The organism is Vibrio sp. TRT 29B02, assembly GCF_050113655.1.
Taxonomy (GTDB): Bacteria; Pseudomonadota; Gammaproteobacteria; order Enterobacterales; family Vibrionaceae; genus Vibrio.
On sequence record NZ_JBNJOJ010000017.1, the window covers coordinates 1 to 16,243 of the forward strand.

16 protein-coding genes are annotated in these 16,243 nt (G+C 44.5%); 5 read left to right on the forward strand and 11 right to left on the reverse strand.

What is annotated here, in order from left to right; all coding sequences use genetic code 11:
- Positions 1-227 precede the first annotated feature (227 nt).
- The 5 genes from treC to gmhB form a co-directional block, all read right to left on the reverse strand.
- Positions 228-1,910, reverse strand: coding sequence for an alpha,alpha-phosphotrehalase (gene treC / locus ACQEXT_RS11790; protein WP_426952195.1), 1,683 nt, complete (start codon positions 1,908-1,910; stop codon positions 228-230).
- Between the two features lie 80 nt (positions 1,911-1,990).
- Positions 1,991-3,415 (reverse strand): PTS trehalose transporter subunit IIBC, encoded by a 1,425-nt coding sequence (treB, locus tag ACQEXT_RS11795; protein ID WP_331416094.1) that lies wholly within the window; start codon positions 3,413-3,415, stop codon positions 1,991-1,993.
- Positions 3,416-3,614: 199 nt separating this feature from the next.
- A complete protein-coding gene (gene treR / locus ACQEXT_RS11800; RefSeq protein ID WP_138973419.1) occupies positions 3,615-4,562 on the reverse strand; it encodes a trehalose operon repressor TreR in 948 nt (315 codons plus the stop codon).
- A 72-nt stretch (positions 4,563-4,634) separates the two neighbouring features.
- Positions 4,635-4,979: an MliC family protein gene (locus ACQEXT_RS11805; RefSeq protein WP_138973420.1), complete on the reverse strand. Its 345-nt coding sequence runs from the start codon at positions 4,977-4,979 to the stop codon at positions 4,635-4,637.
- Positions 4,980-5,021: 42 nt separating this feature from the next.
- On the reverse strand, positions 5,022-5,573 hold the full coding sequence (gene gmhB / locus ACQEXT_RS11810) for a D-glycero-beta-D-manno-heptose 1,7-bisphosphate 7-phosphatase (protein WP_331426873.1): 552 nt from the start codon (positions 5,571-5,573) through the stop codon (positions 5,022-5,024).
- 223 nt (positions 5,574-5,796) lie between these two features.
- On the opposite strand from gmhB, the gene metN reads away from it, so the two are divergent.
- The 3 genes from metN to metQ are packed head-to-tail and all read left to right on the forward strand — an operon-like array spanning position 5,797 to position 8,355.
- The gene (gene metN / locus ACQEXT_RS11815; protein ID WP_138973422.1) at positions 5,797-6,831 is read left to right on the forward strand and encodes a methionine ABC transporter ATP-binding protein MetN; all 1,035 of its coding nucleotides are present in this window, start codon (positions 5,797-5,799) and stop codon (positions 6,829-6,831) included.
- Positions 6,821-7,498: a methionine ABC transporter permease gene (locus ACQEXT_RS11820; protein ID WP_269376720.1), complete on the forward strand. Its 678-nt coding sequence runs from the start codon at positions 6,821-6,823 to the stop codon at positions 7,496-7,498. The genes metN and ACQEXT_RS11820 overlap by 11 nt, the downstream gene beginning before the upstream one ends.
- A 47-nt stretch (positions 7,499-7,545) precedes the next feature.
- Positions 7,546-8,355, forward strand: a complete 810-nt coding sequence (gene metQ / locus ACQEXT_RS11825; protein ID WP_331416098.1) for a methionine ABC transporter substrate-binding lipoprotein MetQ — start codon at positions 7,546-7,548, stop codon at positions 8,353-8,355.
- Positions 8,356-8,407: 52 nt separating this feature from the next.
- Here metQ and ACQEXT_RS11830 read toward each other — a convergent pair whose 3' ends face one another.
- The 4 genes from ACQEXT_RS11830 to ACQEXT_RS11845 form a co-directional block, all read right to left on the reverse strand.
- Entirely contained in the window at positions 8,408-9,181 is a 774-nt protein-coding gene (locus ACQEXT_RS11830) for a transporter substrate-binding domain-containing protein (protein WP_331426868.1), read from the reverse strand.
- 218 nt (positions 9,182-9,399) lie between these two features.
- Positions 9,400-10,986, reverse strand: a complete 1,587-nt coding sequence (locus tag ACQEXT_RS11835) for an AbgT family transporter (RefSeq protein WP_331426866.1) — start codon at positions 10,984-10,986, stop codon at positions 9,400-9,402.
- A gap of 375 nt (positions 10,987-11,361) precedes the next feature.
- The gene (ykgO, locus tag ACQEXT_RS11840) at positions 11,362-11,487 is read right to left on the reverse strand and encodes a type B 50S ribosomal protein L36 (protein WP_009847431.1); all 126 of its coding nucleotides are present in this window, start codon (positions 11,485-11,487) and stop codon (positions 11,362-11,364) included.
- Positions 11,488-11,748, reverse strand: a complete 261-nt coding sequence (locus ACQEXT_RS11845; protein ID WP_331416100.1) for a type B 50S ribosomal protein L31 — start codon at positions 11,746-11,748, stop codon at positions 11,488-11,490. It lies immediately after the preceding gene.
- A 119-nt stretch (positions 11,749-11,867) separates the two neighbouring features.
- Here ACQEXT_RS11845 and tsaA point away from each other — a divergent pair, with 119 nt between their 5' ends.
- A complete protein-coding gene (gene tsaA / locus ACQEXT_RS11850; protein WP_426952199.1) occupies positions 11,868-12,563 on the forward strand; it encodes a tRNA (N6-threonylcarbamoyladenosine(37)-N6)-methyltransferase TrmO in 696 nt (231 codons plus the stop codon).
- A gap of 110 nt (positions 12,564-12,673) precedes the next feature.
- Complete coding sequence (locus ACQEXT_RS11855; protein ID WP_426952200.1) at positions 12,674-14,389, forward strand: proline--tRNA ligase; 1,716 nt, start codon at positions 12,674-12,676, stop codon at positions 14,387-14,389.
- Positions 14,390-14,471: 82 nt separating this feature from the next.
- Here ACQEXT_RS11855 and ACQEXT_RS11860 read toward each other — a convergent pair whose 3' ends face one another.
- Positions 14,472-15,317, reverse strand: coding sequence for a class II glutamine amidotransferase (locus ACQEXT_RS11860; RefSeq protein ID WP_426952201.1), 846 nt, complete (start codon positions 15,315-15,317; stop codon positions 14,472-14,474).
- Between the two features lie 74 nt (positions 15,318-15,391).
- Positions 15,392-15,970 (reverse strand): D-sedoheptulose 7-phosphate isomerase, encoded by a 579-nt coding sequence (lpcA, locus tag ACQEXT_RS11865; RefSeq protein ID WP_331426859.1) that lies wholly within the window; start codon positions 15,968-15,970, stop codon positions 15,392-15,394.
- Positions 15,971-16,243: the final 273 nt, after the last annotated feature.

Sequence of the window (16,243 nt, forward strand, 5' to 3'; positions counted from 1 at the left end):
GAGTGGCCAAAGGGATCAGACTGTAAATCTGCTGGCACTGCCTTCGATGGTTCGAATCCGTCCCCCTCCACCATATTGAAGAAACCAGCTCATCGAGCTGGTTTTTTTTCGTCTCTACAAAGTCACATCCATCTCTATCTATTAAGAGTCCAACAAAAAAGCCCCGACAATGCGGGGCAAGTATCAGAACCAATAGGATCTGATGAAGCAAACACGACTAGGGGGTGTTAGCTTTCCACTAAAATAATACGTGTTTCGTAAGGTCTGAGTTTCTGCACCTTGTCTACCTGCGGTCTAAGCTCAGCATAGTTAGCCAACAGGTACCTAGCACGTGACACATCGAAGTTGTCAGGCAAGATACACTCTGTCTCTTGACCATAATAGTTGTTTAGACAGATCAAAGTGGCGGTTTGGCTTTGGCGTCGATAACCGAATATCGCTTCATGATTCGGGTAAAGGTCCAGATAATCACCTGTCGTGATCACATCCCACTCTTTACGTAACTCAATCAGCTTGTGATAGAAATAAAATACCGAGTTTTCGTCCTCTACGGCCGACTTGGCATTCACTTCACGGTAGTTTTCTGCCACTTCTAGCCACGGTGTCGTTTTGGAGAAACCAGCAAACTTGTCATCATTCCACTGCATCGGTGTGCGGGCATTGTCGCGAGACTTTTGTGCCAGAATAGCCATCATATCGTCGTGTGAGACGCCTTGCTGATTGACCATAATGTCGTACATATTGGTACTTTCAACATCACGGTACTGATCAATGCGGGTATAGCCAGGATTGGTCATTCCAATCTCTTCGCCTTGATAAATATAAGGCGTCCCCTGCATCATGTGTATTGATGCGCCTAACATTTTTGCGGATTCAACCCGATACAGTTGATCATTACCTAAACGGCTTACCACTCGAGGTTGGTCATGGTTACACCAGAATAGTGCCCCCCACCCTTTGCCATTAAGACCCGTTTGCCAGTGGTTGAAAATTTGTTTTAACTGGATAAAGTCAAAAGGCGCCTTGGTCCACTTTTCTCCATTTGGGTAATCCGCTTTCAAATGGTGGAAGTTGAACACCATCGACAACTCTTTGTTATCTAATGACGAGTATTGCTGACAATGCTCCAGTGTTGTCGAAGACATCTCACCAACGGTAACGCTGCCATACTTTTGAAATACCGCTGAACTGATCTCTCGGAGATACTCATGAACACGAGGGCCGTCGGTGTAAAAACGACGTCCATCACCAATATCATCGTTCGGAAAGTCTTGCTGCTTAGAAATCAGGTTAATCACATCAAGACGGAAGCCATCGACCCCTTTTTCAGCCCAGAAGCTGATCACCTGTTTGACTTCAGCGCGAACCTGAGGGTTCTCCCAGTTCAGATCGGCTTGCTGCTGAGCAAATAGATGCAGAAAATACTGTCCCGTTTGTTGATCGAGTTCCCAAGCACTTCCGCCAAATTTTGATTGCCAGTTATTTGGTCGCTCTCCATCAACCGGATCTCGCCAAATATAGTAGTCACGATATGGGCTGTTCTTGTCGCCCAACGCAGACTGGAACCAGTGGTGATCAGTTGAGGTGTGATTCACGACGATATCCATAATGATACGAATACCACGTTGATGGGCTTGCTCAAGCAACTGATAAAAATCGGCCATAGTGCCAAAATCTGAGTTAATGGCGTAGTAATCCGAAATATCATAGCCATTATCAATCATTGGTGACTGGTAAATTGGAGTCAGCCAGATTGCATCGACACCAAGGCGCTTTAGATAGTCGAGCTTAGAAATAATGCCTTGAATATCCCCCGTTCCCTTACTTCCGCTATCACAGAAACTTTTGGGATAAATTTGATAGATCGAAGCGGTTTTCCACCAATTTGGATCTTTAGCCATAGCTGTCATTTCTAAACTCACTTACCAAATAAAAATTGAATCTTTGAAAAGAGGAGCGGTGACTGCCCGCTCCTAAATGTATTGCTGAATTACGCGTTCACAGGCTCCAATTCGCCCTTCATTTGTGCGCGCTTATAGAAGAACAGAGTTAACACTGCTGGAAGAGCGATTGCGACGAGCATCGCGACAGCATAAATGCCCCAAAACTGTGGTTGGATTGAGAGAATGCCAGGTAAGCCACCCACACCAATACCATTTGCCATCACGCCAGCGCTACCACAGATTGCCGCGGCAACTGCGCTACCAATCATGGCACTAAGCATAGGGAATTTGTATTTAAGGTTAATACCGTACATTGCGGGTTCCGTGACACCTAGGTATGCAGAGATTGCTGCTGGTACCGAGATATCACGTTCGCCATGTTTTTTACTGATGATAATGATTCCAACAACTGCTGAGGCCTGAGCGATGTTTGACAGAGCAATCAAAGGCCAGATAGGGGTACCACCAAGATCTTGCATCAACTGAAGATCCACGGCATTGGTCGTATGGTGAATACCCGTGATAACGAGTGGCGCATAGAGGAAACCAAATACCATTGAACCAATGACTGCAAAGTCACCCGTCATTGCTGCTTTTGCGGCAAAAGCCACACCATCACCCAGAACTCGACCAAATGGACCAATTAGCGAGTGCGCCAGAACCACAGATACGATAATGGATACAAATGGGACAACAACTAGGTAGAGGTAAGACGGAACAATACGTTTCAAATTGGTTTCGATAAAGGCGAGTGCAACACCTGCTAACATCGCAGGGATAACCTGAGCTTGATAACCCACCTTCTCAATGACAAAGAGGCCGAAGTCCCATGCTTCTGGTACTTGCTTACCAATCAAATACGCATTCATCAATTGAGGAGAGACAAGCGTCACACCCAATGTGATGCCTAAAATCGGTGTACCCCCCAGCTTTTTCACCGTAGACCAACACACACCAACGGGAAGGAAGAAGAAAATGGCTTCGCCAATTAACCACAAGAAGCTGTGCACCGTTGCCCAAAATTGACTGATTTCAGTCAGAGTCTGGCCATCAAACATCTTGATGTCACCAATGACATTACGGAAGCCTAAAATTAAACCACCCGTAATAATCGCAGGTAGAAGCGGAACAAAAATTTCAGCTAAATGGGAGATTCCACGTTCTAGGATGTTCATGTTTTGGCGAGCCGCGAGTTTAGCCTCATCTTTCGATGCCGCTTTTTGTCCGGTCAGTTCAATCAGAACTTTATACACTTCATCGACTTCAGTACCGATAACCACTTGAAACTGCCCCGCATTGGTAAAGCAACCTTTTACCATTGGCAGCGCTTCTAATGCTTTCTCATCGGCTTGCTCAGTATTGTTTAGTACAAAGCGAAGACGCGTTAAACAGTGGCTTACGCTCGCGATATTATCGCGTCCACCGACTAACTCAATCAGACGCTCAACTTCTTGTTTCGCAATCTTACTCATATCCATGTCCACCCTAATTGGATTCTCATTCATGTCTAAATCAACATCAGACTTACAAACTGACCTGTTTTTATAATTATGGGAATGTTCCCATTTGTGCTTATTATAGTGTCAGATCCAATACTAGATAAAAATGGGAACAGTCCCATTAATTGAATGAGATCACAGTATAATTTTAATTCACTTTGAAAATAACGGCTTAGAGAGCAAGCGGCTGCTGAGTGATATGAACCTGTTTCAGCTCACCATTTATTTGAGAGATCAATAAATTAGCGGCTTTTTCTCCCGCAAGGGAATAACCTGGATCAATGCTAAAGACTTTTGGAAAAAGGAAAGAAAGTAGTTCATTTCCCCCTACCCCTGTCACCACGACATCTTCTCTGTCGAGCTCTTGAAGGCGTTTTATCACACCAAGTGCCAACGTATCACTGGCACAAACAATCGCTTCTGTTCGGGCGTCGAGTACGCTATCAACCAGTAAGTAGGCACTTTCATGATTGAGTTGTCCTGTTTGATAATGGGCTTTAATTGCGTGCTGTTCACACCAATTTAGGTATGCCTCTAAACGTAGCTTTCCCGTTGTTTTATCGCTCGGTGAGACTCCGATAAATGCGATGTGTTGGAGTGACTTTTTCTGCAAATATTCCAGAGCTTTGGTGATCACTTGCGTGTTGTCGTAGTTGATAGAAGAGACTTGATCTGTATCCATGGCAATAACGACTGAGCAGTTTTTCCAGCTCGCCAGCTTGGAAATATCGAAATCGCTAAAGCCAAACACAATAACACCATCTACATTTCGTTTTTTCAGGACATCGAGATGTTCATTGGTTTTCTCGCGATCAAACTGGCTCTCCATAATAACAACATCATAGCCTGCATCGTATAAGGTACTTAGCATGCTGCCGACGGCTTTATTTTCTGATGGCGAATCGAGGCGAGATATGATGACCCCAACCACCTTCTGGCTGCCTCCACGCATGGCTTGTGCAGATTTTGATGGCACATAACCACACTCTTGAATCACCTGCTCAACTTTGGCTCGAGTTTCAGGCTTCACCTTAGGATCATTGGTCAAGACGCGAGACACCGTCGACTTACCGACACCAGACAGCTTAGCTATATCAAGAATGGTTAATTTTTTGCTCATAGGTTATTTATTGGGTCTAATAGTTAAATGTTAAAAGGAGGCGAACGCCTCCTTAATACTATCCGAACACATTTATTGGCTGATACAATTTTTATACACGACACGCCCTAGCTCTAAGCGAGCTTCACTGCCCTTAGTAAAGAGGGTCACTGGGTTGAGGGCCTGCGCCGTGCCATCATCAAGAATGTATTTTGTCCCTGAGCCAGAAGGAACTTGAACCAGTCTATAGTCATGCTCTGGTAACCTCAGTAATGCCAAAGGTTGATTGGGCATAAAGGCGACTTTGAAGGTTTTATCTGCACTGCACTGATAAAACTCGAAATCACCTTGATAGGCACTATCACGCTCTACAGCATTATAAGAACACGCTGTTAAAACGAGTCCAATCATCGCCGTGAGTAACACTCTAGATTTCATGATTCCCTCCTGACAAGATTACAGCGGACAACCTGATTTTGTTTACTTGACGAGATAGTCTGGTACTTGCTTAATGCTATCGAGTACCACTGAGGCTAACGCTTCACCTTTCTCAGTCACTGGTTTGCCAGTACGAACAAGAATCTTAGTTCCGACACCAGCAGCGTCAGCCGCCATCATGTCTTCCGCCTTATCACCAACCATCACTGAGTTGGCCATATCAATGTTTAAAAAGTCACGAGCAGAGATAAACATCCCAGGTTTTGGCTTACGACAATCACAATCTTCCTTATATTTACCCTGACCTTGCTCTGCATGATGAGGGCAGTAATAGATCCCATCTAGCTCAACGCCATTATCAACGAAATTCCAATCCATCCACTGAGTTAGTGATAGAAAACGATCTTCACTGAACATGCCACGTGCAATACCAGACTGGTTAGTCACAAGGACAAGCAGATAGCCCATCTCTTGGAGCTTTTTCGTCGCTTCAAACACACCTTCAATAAACTCAAAATCGTGTTCGTCATGCACATAGCCGTGGTCAACGTTGATTACGCCATCTCGGTCTAGAAAGACTGCAGGTTTTGCCAAAATATGCTTCTCGTTTTTGCTTTGATTAATAAGAATTATTGCACGCTTTATTTCTTTCATCACTATCTAATTACTAAACGATTGGGCAAAAAATACGTTTAGACGTCTAGACGTAAAAATATCTATTGACACCAATCACGCAAACCCATAGCATCCTCTAGTAAATGAGATGTGGCTCAAAATAATCTTCTGCTGCTCATCCAATCTGATAGTGGGTTTCTCGATGATTGAAATTAATCAAGTTAATAAGGTTTTCTTCCAAGGCACTAAGGAAATTCACGCCTTGAAAGAGATAAACCTTCATATTCCTCAAGGAACAATCTTTGGTGTTATTGGCTCATCAGGAGCAGGGAAAAGTACGCTTATTCGTTGTGTCAACATGCTAGAAGCACCAACGACAGGCTCGATCGTGGTTGATGGCGTGGATCTCACTAAGCTGTCTAAATCTCAGTTGAGTGAAGCTCGTCGTAATATTGGGATGATCTTCCAGCATTTTAATCTGCTGTCGTCACGCTCTGTGTATGACAACGTGGCACTGCCGTTAGAGCTCGCGGGCAAAGATAAAGCGCATATCAACCAAAAAGTGACAGAGCTACTTAAGTTGGTAGGCCTAGAAGATAAACACGAAAGCTACCCTGCTAACCTTAGCGGTGGTCAAAAGCAGCGTGTTGCCATCGCTCGCGCACTGGCTTGCGATCCTAAAGTACTTTTATGTGATGAAGCCACCAGTGCACTAGATCCAGCGACAACTCAGTCTATTTTAGAGCTGCTCAGAGAGATTAACCGCAAGCTTAACATCACCATTCTCCTGATCACTCACGAGATGGATGTTGTGAAAAGTATTTGCCACCAAGTAGCTATTATTGGGGGTGGTGAATTGGTAGAGAAAGGCAGTGTTGGTGAGATCTTCGCGCACCCTAAAACCGAGCTAGCTCACCAGTTTATTCGTTCAACATTGGATCTTTCTATTCCTGAAGATTACCAAGCTCGTCTACAGGACACGCGCGTTGAGAACAGCTACCCACTAGTGCGTTTAGAGTTTACTGGCGCGACTGTTGATGCACCACTCATGAGCCAGATTGCTCGTAAATTCAATATTGATGTCAGCATTTTGAGTTCCGATCTCGATTACGCTGGCGGCGTTAAGTTTGGCATGATGGTCGCCGAACTGTTCGGCAACGAACAAGACGATAATGCTGCCATTGAATTCCTGCGCGAACACAACGTAAAAGTAGAGGTACTGGGTTATGTCCTTTAATGAAATTTCACAGTGGCTGAACTTAAACAGCAACCTACTTATTGGCGCAACACTTGAAACTCTCTATATGGTCGCTGTCGCTGGTATTGTCGGCTTTGCAATAGGCATCCCGTTAGGTGTTGTTTTACACACGACTAAAAAAGATGGCCTGCTCGAAAACACTAAGCTCAATAGTGCGCTTGGTGCCATCGTAAACATTGGTCGCTCTGTACCATTTCTTGTCTTGATGGTAGCGATCATTCCAGTCACTAAGTTATTAGTGGGAACCTTTATCGGCACAACAGCGGCAATTGTTCCTTTGACCATAGGTGCGATTCCATTTGTCGCTCGTCTTATCGAAGGCGCATTGCTTGAAGTCCCAACGGGACTTGTCGAAGCTGCGCAGTCTATGGGCGCGACACCGTTGCAGATCATCTCAAAGGTATTACTCCCAGAAGCAATGCCAACTATCGTCAACTCCGTCACTATCACGCTAGTCACTCTAGTGAGTTACTCTGCAATGGCGGGAACGGTCGGAGGTGGAGGTTTAGGTGACGTAGCCATTCGCTACGGATTCCACCGCTACGATGTGGTGATCATGGCAGTGACAGTCGTCATGCTCATCGTACTGGTACAAATTATTCAATCTATTGGTGATGCGATTGTGCGTCGCGTCGATCACCGTTAATAATAAATTAAACATTAATCACAGATTTTATTTATAAGGAGATAGTGATGAAATTCAGTCTTAAAGGTATTTTGGCTATCGCTGCAGCAGCGTCTGCACTGGTTCTGGCAGGTTGTGGCGATAAAGAAGCCGACACAAGCAAAATCAAAGTTGGTGTTATGGCTGGTGCTGAAGCGCAAGTTGCTGAAGTAGCAGCAAAAGTGGCTAAAGAAAAATTCGGCCTAGAGGTTGAGTTAGTGACTTTCACCGATTACGTAACACCAAATGCAGCGTTGGATGACGGTTCAATCGATATCAATGCATTCCAACATAAACCATACCTTGATCAGCAAGTAGCAGACCGCAGTTACAAACTGACAATTGCGGGTAACACCTTTGTTTACCCGATCGCAGGTTACTCTAAGCAAGTAACATCTGTTGAAGAGATCCAAGATGGCGCTCGTATTGCGGTACCAAACGATCCAACAAACCTTGGTCGTTCTTTACTGCTTCTTGAGCAACAAGGTCTTCTGAAACTTCGCGAAGACGTCGGTCTACTAGCAACGGTTCGTGATATCGTTGAAAACCCAAAAAACATCACAATTGTAGAACTTGATGCAGCTCAGCTACCACGTTCACTTGATGACGTTGCACTTTCAGTGATCAACACTACATACGCGAGCTCAATCAATCTGACACCACAAAAAGACGGTATCTTCGTTGAAGACAAAGAGTCTCCATACGTAAACCTTATCGTCGCTCGTGAAGACAATGTCCAAGCTGAAAACGTACAAAACTTCGTTAAGTCTTACCAAACTGAAGAAGTGTACAACGCAGCATCAGACATCTTCCAAGGTGGTGTAGTTAAAGGCTGGTAATCCACAACTCGCTTAAACATTCGCTAAGGGCTGACGAGATTCGTCAGCCCTTTTATTTTTGTTCCGGCTTTTTGATACGTTCAAAATAGTTATCAATAATGGCTTCATAGCGACCATCTTGTTTCATTTCTCGCAATGCCTCGTCGAATCGCTCTCGCAGCCAAGCATGTTCCCTCAACTTAGAAAAAGCGATATAGCTGGGTGTCGCTTCAATAGGAGGAGAGAGGATTTCTAACACCTTATCCATCCCCTCACTAGCAATGATACTTCGAGCCCCAAAACTGTTATTCACCCATATATCTGCCCGTCCGGTTCTCACCAGATGTGCACAGTCGCGAGTATGGTTACGCCTAAAAACCATTTTGAAACGGCTCTCTGCAAGTAAAGCGTCCATTCTTGCGCCGTAACTCACTCGGTTAACAACGCAGATAGTTGAATTGGATAAATCAGAGGTTAAGAATAAGTCACTAGAGATATTACTGTTTGTCTTCACGACTAAGCTGATGTTTTGTGTGAACAATATCTGGTGACTAAAATCGGCAAACTGTTCTCTTTGTGGATTTTTAAATGCTGTAAAAATTGCATCGGCTCGACCAAATTGGACATTACTTAACGCCCTCGCCCATGGCAATACTTCGATAGAAATTGGAACATTGAGTTGTTTAAATACCGCTTCGACTAATTCGACCGCCACCCCGGATAGTTCATCTTCGTGGCTGACAATATACGGTGGGTATTCAAGGGTAACGAGTTGAATTGGCGCTTCACTACGAACGTTAAAAGCGAGCCCAAAAAACAATGCAGATAACGCGATACGTCGAATCATGAACAAAGAAACTCAAAAGAGTTGAGCGATTCTGTTAAGCGCTGTTTAGCCGCAAGAGATACCACTGTCTGATTTTCATTTAACCTCCGAACTCACTGCTATAGAGGTAAGTAAAGTTCACCGCATTCACTTGTCAACTCGAATTGCACGAATCATCATTGACAAAAAAGCCAGAGCGAATGCTCTGGCTTTGAAATTAACCAATATCTGTATCGTGGTTAAGGTGTGTAATACGTTGCCGCACCTGGACCTACAGGTAGACCCAAGACAAATACCCACACATAGAACAGCAGACTCCAACCTACGATGAAACAAATAGAGTAAGGAAGCATAGTTGCGATAAGTGTACCAATACCTAGATTCTTCATGTAGCGAGTCGCTACGGCTAGGATAAGACCAAAGTAGCTCATCATAGGTGTAATGATATTGGTGGTCGAATCACCGATACGGTATGCAGCTTGAATCGTTTCTGGCGCATAACCCACTAGCATTAGCATTGGAACAAAGATAGGTGCTGTTACTGCCCACTGAGCCGACGCTGAGCCGATCATTAGGTTAATGAAGCCACACATCAAGATGAATGCGAAGAACAACATTGGGCCTGTCAGACCAATATCTTGTAGGAAGTTAGCACCTGCAACAGCAAATACCTGACCAAAGTTAGTCCACTTAAAGAATGCAACAAACTGAGCAGCGAAGAACACCAACACAATGTACATACCCATAGAAGACATCGATTTAGCCATCGCATCGATCACGTCGCGATCCGTCTTCATCGTGCCCGTTACTTTGCCGTAAACAAAGCCTGGGATGGCAAAGAAGACAAAGATAAACGCTACGATACTCTTAAGGAATGGCGAACCAGCAACGGTACCCGCATCTGAACGAAGTACACCATCTGCAGGAACAATCGTCCAAGCAAGAAGCGCCGAAACGACAACAACAGCAAGACCAGCTAATTTAAGACCTTTCTTTTCAATATCCGTCAGTTTACCCATAGAGTCGTTTGACAGATCTTCCGAGGCTTCCTCATCATTGTATTTGCCAAGTTTAGGCTCAACAATTTTCTCAGTAACAAACGCACCCATTGCAGCAATAAAGAACGTCGACACAAACATGAAGTACCAGTTAACTTCTGGACCAACTGTATAAGTCGGATCAATCATTTGTGCTGCGGTTTCGGTAATACCAGAAAGTAGCGGGTCAACGGTACCAATCAGTAGGTTCGCAGAGTAACCACCAGAAACACCAGCAAACGCTGCTGCAAGACCAGCTAGAGGGTGACGACCTAAAGAGTGGAATAGCATTGCAGCCAGTGGGATTAGAACCACATAGCCAAGCTCAGACGCGGTATTTGAAATGATACCAGCGAAGACTACCGTTACTGTAACCATGCGCTTTGACGCACCCATTACCATGCCGCGCATTGCAGCTGATAGAAGGCCAGAGTGCTCTGCGATTGCCACACCTAACATAGCAACAAGTACTGTACCTAACGGTGCAAAACCAACAAAGTTTTTAACTAGGTTAGTAACGATCAGTTGGAGACCTTCGGCGTTAAGCAGGCTCACAACATGAATCATACCATCTGCTGCACGGCCCTTAGCGCCTTCCGGGCGAGGGTCCATAACAGAAACTTCAAAGTAACCAGCAATGCCTGATGTAACTAGGATCGCTAAACAGAAGATGGCGAAAAGAGTGATTGGGTGGGGTAAAAGGTTCCCCAAATATTCAACAGTATCAAGAAAGCGTGTAAACAGCGGCTTTTTTGGCGAGTTTTGTTTAATCGAAGCAGATGAACTCATCTGTTCCCTCCTTGTAGTTATTCCTGTGCAAATGTGACAAAAATGTTCCAAATGCCGGCAGAGATTACTCGACAAAACTCTCAATTAGAAATTCAAAATGTTACAAAGTGTGTAACACTCAATTCAATTTAACTAAAAATAAACAAAAAATTAGCAAGCGTGGCTAATTTTAAATCAAAATCCAGAATTATAGTTCAATGCCACGCATTTACTATCAGAATGAAACATAATCTAACCTCTTGATTCGATTCAGGGTGATAGGAAAGCGCCCAAGATGAGAGTGACCTATTGCACACCATCTTGGACGATTAAAACCCTTGTTGAGAAAAAAGAGTCAATTGACGATTTTTAAACCAACCTCAAACATCCGTCGCACTATTTTTGCACTGCTTTAAACCTTGGGTTCGATTTACATATCACATAGAGTCGCCCACGACGTTTTACGATCTGGCAGTCAGGATGACGACTCTTGGCACTCTTTAATGATTTCACTACTTTCATCTATTGGTCTCCTTTTTCAAACTGACCGAAACGACGTCTAAAGTTCGCCACACGACCCTCTTTTTGAATCACTCGTTGCTTACCTGTATAGAAAGGATGAGACTTCGAAGAGACTTCAACGGTGAAATAAGGGTAGGTTTTCCCATCACTCCATTCGATTGTTCGATCTGTTTGTAGCGTAGAACCAATCAGAAAATACTCATCGACACTGGTGTCGTGAAAAACAACTGTTCGATATTGTGGGTGGATATTTGCTTGCATGATAAGCTCTCTCAAATTGTTATGTTATAACATATTAATTAGTAATCATTCTCAACAATCATTGCAAGCTTTTTTTATGATACTTTTGCTATAACCCTATCCACAGAGTAAAGAAGACCATGTATTCCGTAGAGCCGATCGGTTTTATTGAAAGCCCATACAAAGAGAAATTTGCCGTTCCCCGTCAACCAGGTTTAGTGTCCGCTGCCCGCTCTCGTGTCAGATTAACAGGAGCAGCAAACAGCCCTGAATCACTGCGTGGCATTGAGCAGTTCTCTCATGTTTGGTTGCTATTTTTGTTCGATCAGAATCTAGACGCAGGCTGGAAGCCAACCGTTCGTCCACCTCGTCTTGGCGGCAATGAACGAATTGGTGTCTTTGCTTCACGTTCAACTTTTAGACCAAACGGTATAGGTATGTCTGCGGTGAAAATAAAGGGAGTCACCAAACAAGGGGATCAGATCTACTTAGAGCTCGGAAATGTCGATTTGGTTGATGGTACACCTATCATCGATATCAAACCCTACATCCCCTACTCCGATGCGATTACGGCAGCAAGTGAAGGCTATGCTGAAGGAGAACCCGAGACTTATCCCGTCAACTTTTCAGCCGCCGCCTTATCTCAGTTGCAGCAGCACAACGAGACTGAGTATGTTACAGCGGTGATAGAACAGGTTTTGGCACAGGATCCTCGCCCAGCCTACAAAAAAAATAAGCCCGACAGTAAGGAATATGCGGTAAATTTGTTCGATCTTAACGTGAAGTTCATGGTCACCGATAACTTAATAACGGTTACTGCGATTGAAAGCTTTTGACAAAGGCAATTGGCTGATATTATAAGCGGCTAACAATTTTCCCTTGTGGGACTTCCATACTTCAATCCATTGCGGCTTGAGTATCTAACTTTAATAAACGGATAAGTTAAATGCGTACCAGTAATTATCTTCTTTCTACTCTGAAGGAGACTCCAAACGACGCAGAAGTAGTGAGCCACCAGCTCATGCTACGTGCAGGTATGATCCGTAAGCTGGCTTCAGGTCTATACACCTGGCTACCTACCGGTCTACGTGTTCTGCGTAAAGTCGAAAACATCGTTCGTCAAGAGATCGACAATGCAGGCGCTGTCGAAACTTTGATGCCCGTTGTTCAGCCGTTTGAACTATGGGAAGAAACAGGTCGCAGCGAGAAGATGGGCCCTGAGCTATTACGCTTTACTGACCGTCACACTCGTCCGTTTGTACTTAGCCCAACGGCTGAAGAAGTGATCACTAGCCTAGTGCGTAATGAAGTGAGCTCTTACAAGCAGTTACCGCTAAACCTGTACCAAATCCAAACTAAGTTCCGTGATGAACGTCGCCCACGTTTCGGCGTAATGCGTGCTCGTGAATTCTGCATGATGGATGCGTACAGCTTCGATATCGACAAAGCGGGTCTAGAGAAATCTTACCAAGCTATGCATGACGCTTACTGTAAAGCTTTTGACCGCATGGGTCTTGAGTACCGTCCTGTATTGGCAGATTCTGGTGCTATTGGTGGTAGTGGTTCTCAAGAGTTCCACGTGCTGGCTGAAAGCGGCGAAGACCTCATCGCCTTCTCTACTGAGTCTGATTACGCAGCGAACATCGAGAAAGCAGAAGCGGCAGCGCCTGCTGGCGATCGCGCAGAACCAACACAAGAGATGACGCTAGTCGACACTCCAAACGCGAAAACTATCGCTGAACTAGTAGAGCAATTCGATCTACCAATCGAGAAAACGGTTAAAACTCTATTCGTTAAAGCATCTGATGAAGTAGACGCTGAGATCATCGCACTTATCATCCGTGGCGACCACGAACTGAACGAAGTGAAAGCGGAAAACCTACCGCAAGTTGCAGCGCCTCTAGAGATGGCAACCGAAGAGCAAATTCGTGCGCTTATCGGTGCAGGCCCGGGCTCTTTAGGCCCTGTTGGTCTTGAGCTACCATTCATCGTTGACCGCACTGTAGCGGTAATGAGCGACTTTGGTGCTGGTGCGAACATTGATGATAAACACTACTTCGGTATCAACTGGGGTCGTGATGTTGAGCTAGGCCAAGTTGAAGATCTGCGTAACGTTGTTGAAGGTGATCCAAGCCCATGTGGTCAAGGTACCCTAATGCTAAAACGCGGTATCGAAGTCGGTCATATCTTCCAGCTAGGTAACGTTTACTCGGAAGCAATGAACTGTGGCGTTCTTGGTCCTAATGGTAAGAACGTCATCTTAGAGATGGGGTGTTACGGTATTGGTGTATCACGCGTAGTGGCTTCTGCAATCGAGCAAAACCACGACGAATACGGCATCATCTGGCCTGACGCACTTGCTCCTTTCCAAGTTGCTATCGTACCAATGAACATGCACAAATCAGAAGAAGTACAGCAAGCGGCAGAGAAGCTATATGCTGAACTCACAGCAATGGGTATTGAAGTTCTATTCGACGATCGTAAAGAACGCCCAGGTGTGATGTTCTCGGATATGGAACTTATCGGCATTCCTCACACTATCGTCATCGGTGACCGTTCAATGAAAGAAGGCAACTTCGAGTATAAGAACCGCCGCTCAGGTGAGAAAACAGCCGTAGCGATGGCTGATATTGTTGAACACGTAAAAGCTCAGCTAGCATAAGCTTTCGCTAAGATATAAAAAGGCCGATGGAGACATCGGCCTTTTTTTGTTCTGAAGAGTTGGATTATTAGTGCTCGTTACGCTAAACCAAAGGCTCTGTAGGTGCCTGACTGGCGACCTTTTTGGGAGCAAAAGCAACATCCCTTAGCGCCGCAGAATTGCCATCGATAAGTTCACCAAAATGGAAAATACCAAACTCACCTGGTTTCATACGATGCCACTCTTCGTTATCAGTCAATGGTTGCGTCGCAATAACCGAAACGATGTCATTAGGTGTTGTTTCTTCTTGGAAATTGATCTCTACATCTTCATCAATCAGTGACGCTTTACCAAACGGAGCGCGACGCGTTATCCAATAAAGATGGTTGGTACAATATGTCATGACAAACTCACCGTCTGACAGCAGCATATTGAAGACACCTTTCTCTTTCAGTTGTTCGCAACACTCGGCAATAAAACGAAATACGCCGACCATATCTTGTGGAGGTTGTGGATAACGCAGCTCCATTTGATTCAATAACCAGCAAAATGACAGTTCACTATCTGTTTGGCCGACAGGGCGATGACGACCCGAATCTAAGCCTTGATAGTCAGTGAGTTGCCCATTATGGGCAAAAGTCCAGTAACGTCCCCAAAGCTCTCGGGTAAATGGATGGGTGTTTTCAAGGTTCACTGCTCCACGATTCGCTTGGCGAATATGGCTAATCACTGCACAGCTTTTAATTGGATAGTTCTGGACCAGTTCAGCAATTTTTGAATCACAGCTAGGGTTGGGATCTTTAAAATTACGAAAGCCCTTGCCTTCGTAAAAAGTAATGCCCCAACCATCACGATGCGGACCGGTATTGCCACCACGTTGCATAAGACCGGTAAAACTAAAACAGATATCGGTTGGCACATTGGCGCTCATTCCGAGCAGTTCACACATGGTTTTAAAAACTCCCTATACAGCAACCGTATTAGTGCAAAGCACTAATACGGTTTACAACCCTTGATAAAGGGTTACTTTTCCATTTCTTTTTCAATCAGTTGGATCACAATGTGAATAATCTTGATGTGGATCTCTTGGATGCGGTCTGCGTAACCAAAATGAGGGACACGGATTTCAATATCCGCTAGACCTGCCATTTTACCACCATCCTTACCGGTTAGAGCGATGGTCTTCATACCCTTAGCGTGCGCAGCTTCAATCGCTTTAAGGATATTGCCAGAGTTACCTGAAGTCGACAGGCCAAATAGCACGTCACCTTTTGAACCTACCGCTTCTACATAACGAGAGAAGACATACTCATAACCAAAGTCATTGCTGACACAAGATAAATGGCTTGGATCTGAAATCGCAATGCCTGGCAAACCAGGACGATTTTCGCGGTAACGGCCTGTCAGTTCTTCTGCAAAATGCATCGCATCACAGTGTGAACCACCATTACCACATGACAGTACTTTACCGCCTTGCTTAAATGAATCCGCAATCATTTTCGCCGCAGCTTCAATTTGAGCGATGTTATTCTCGTCGCTCAAGAACTTGTTTAGAACATCAGCAGCTTCATTCAATTCGCTTTTAATCAGGTCCTGGTACATAGGTTTTTCTCTAATTTTTGTAATAAATAGTTCTGTGAACAAGACAGAAACGGTTATCTACAGAGTTTACTCAAACAATTCTCACTGTCGATAGCTTGCCGATAACATTTACCGCTTTCTTGCCATTCTCCGCTCACAATTTCCGCACAGCTCGCCATTTTTAGACCTTTGACTCTACTTAGATCACTTTTTGAACAAATACAGGTTTTACATTTCATTAATATTTTGATTACACTTAACTGGTTAGACCTCTTACCCGTCACCGGCGAATAA

What these genes read in the sequence shown, in the direction of transcription:
- treC (WP_426952195.1), bottom strand. Translation starts at nt 1,910, where the DNA reads ATGACAGCTATGGCTAAAGATCCAAATTGGTGGAAAACCGCTTCGATC.
- treB (WP_331416094.1), bottom strand. Translation starts at nt 3,415, where the DNA reads ATGAGTAAGATTGCGAAACAAGAAGTTGAGCGTCTGATTGAGTTAGTC.
- treR (WP_138973419.1), bottom strand. Translation starts at nt 4,562, where the DNA reads ATGAGCAAAAAATTAACCATTCTTGATATAGCTAAGCTGTCTGGTGTC.
- ACQEXT_RS11805 (WP_138973420.1), bottom strand. Translation starts at nt 4,979, where the DNA reads ATGAAATCTAGAGTGTTACTCACGGCGATGATTGGACTCGTTTTAACA.
- metN (WP_138973422.1), top strand. Translation starts at nt 5,797, where the DNA reads ATGATTGAAATTAATCAAGTTAATAAGGTTTTCTTCCAAGGCACTAAG.
- ACQEXT_RS11820 (WP_269376720.1), top strand. Translation starts at nt 6,821, where the DNA reads ATGTCCTTTAATGAAATTTCACAGTGGCTGAACTTAAACAGCAACCTA.
- metQ (WP_331416098.1), top strand. Translation starts at nt 7,546, where the DNA reads ATGAAATTCAGTCTTAAAGGTATTTTGGCTATCGCTGCAGCAGCGTCT.
- ACQEXT_RS11830 (WP_331426868.1), bottom strand. Translation starts at nt 9,181, where the DNA reads ATGATTCGACGTATCGCGTTATCTGCATTGTTTTTTGGGCTCGCTTTT.
- ACQEXT_RS11835 (WP_331426866.1), bottom strand. Translation starts at nt 10,986, where the DNA reads ATGAGTTCATCTGCTTCGATTAAACAAAACTCGCCAAAAAAGCCGCTG.
- ykgO (WP_009847431.1), bottom strand. Translation starts at nt 11,487, where the DNA reads ATGAAAGTAGTGAAATCATTAAAGAGTGCCAAGAGTCGTCATCCTGAC.
- ACQEXT_RS11845 (WP_331416100.1), bottom strand. Translation starts at nt 11,748, where the DNA reads ATGCAAGCAAATATCCACCCACAATATCGAACAGTTGTTTTTCACGAC.
- tsaA (WP_426952199.1), top strand. Translation starts at nt 11,868, where the DNA reads ATGTATTCCGTAGAGCCGATCGGTTTTATTGAAAGCCCATACAAAGAG.
- ACQEXT_RS11855 (WP_426952200.1), top strand. Translation starts at nt 12,674, where the DNA reads ATGCGTACCAGTAATTATCTTCTTTCTACTCTGAAGGAGACTCCAAAC.
- ACQEXT_RS11860 (WP_426952201.1), bottom strand. Translation starts at nt 15,317, where the DNA reads ATGTGTGAACTGCTCGGAATGAGCGCCAATGTGCCAACCGATATCTGT.
- lpcA (WP_331426859.1), bottom strand. Translation starts at nt 15,970, where the DNA reads ATGTACCAGGACCTGATTAAAAGCGAATTGAATGAAGCTGCTGATGTT.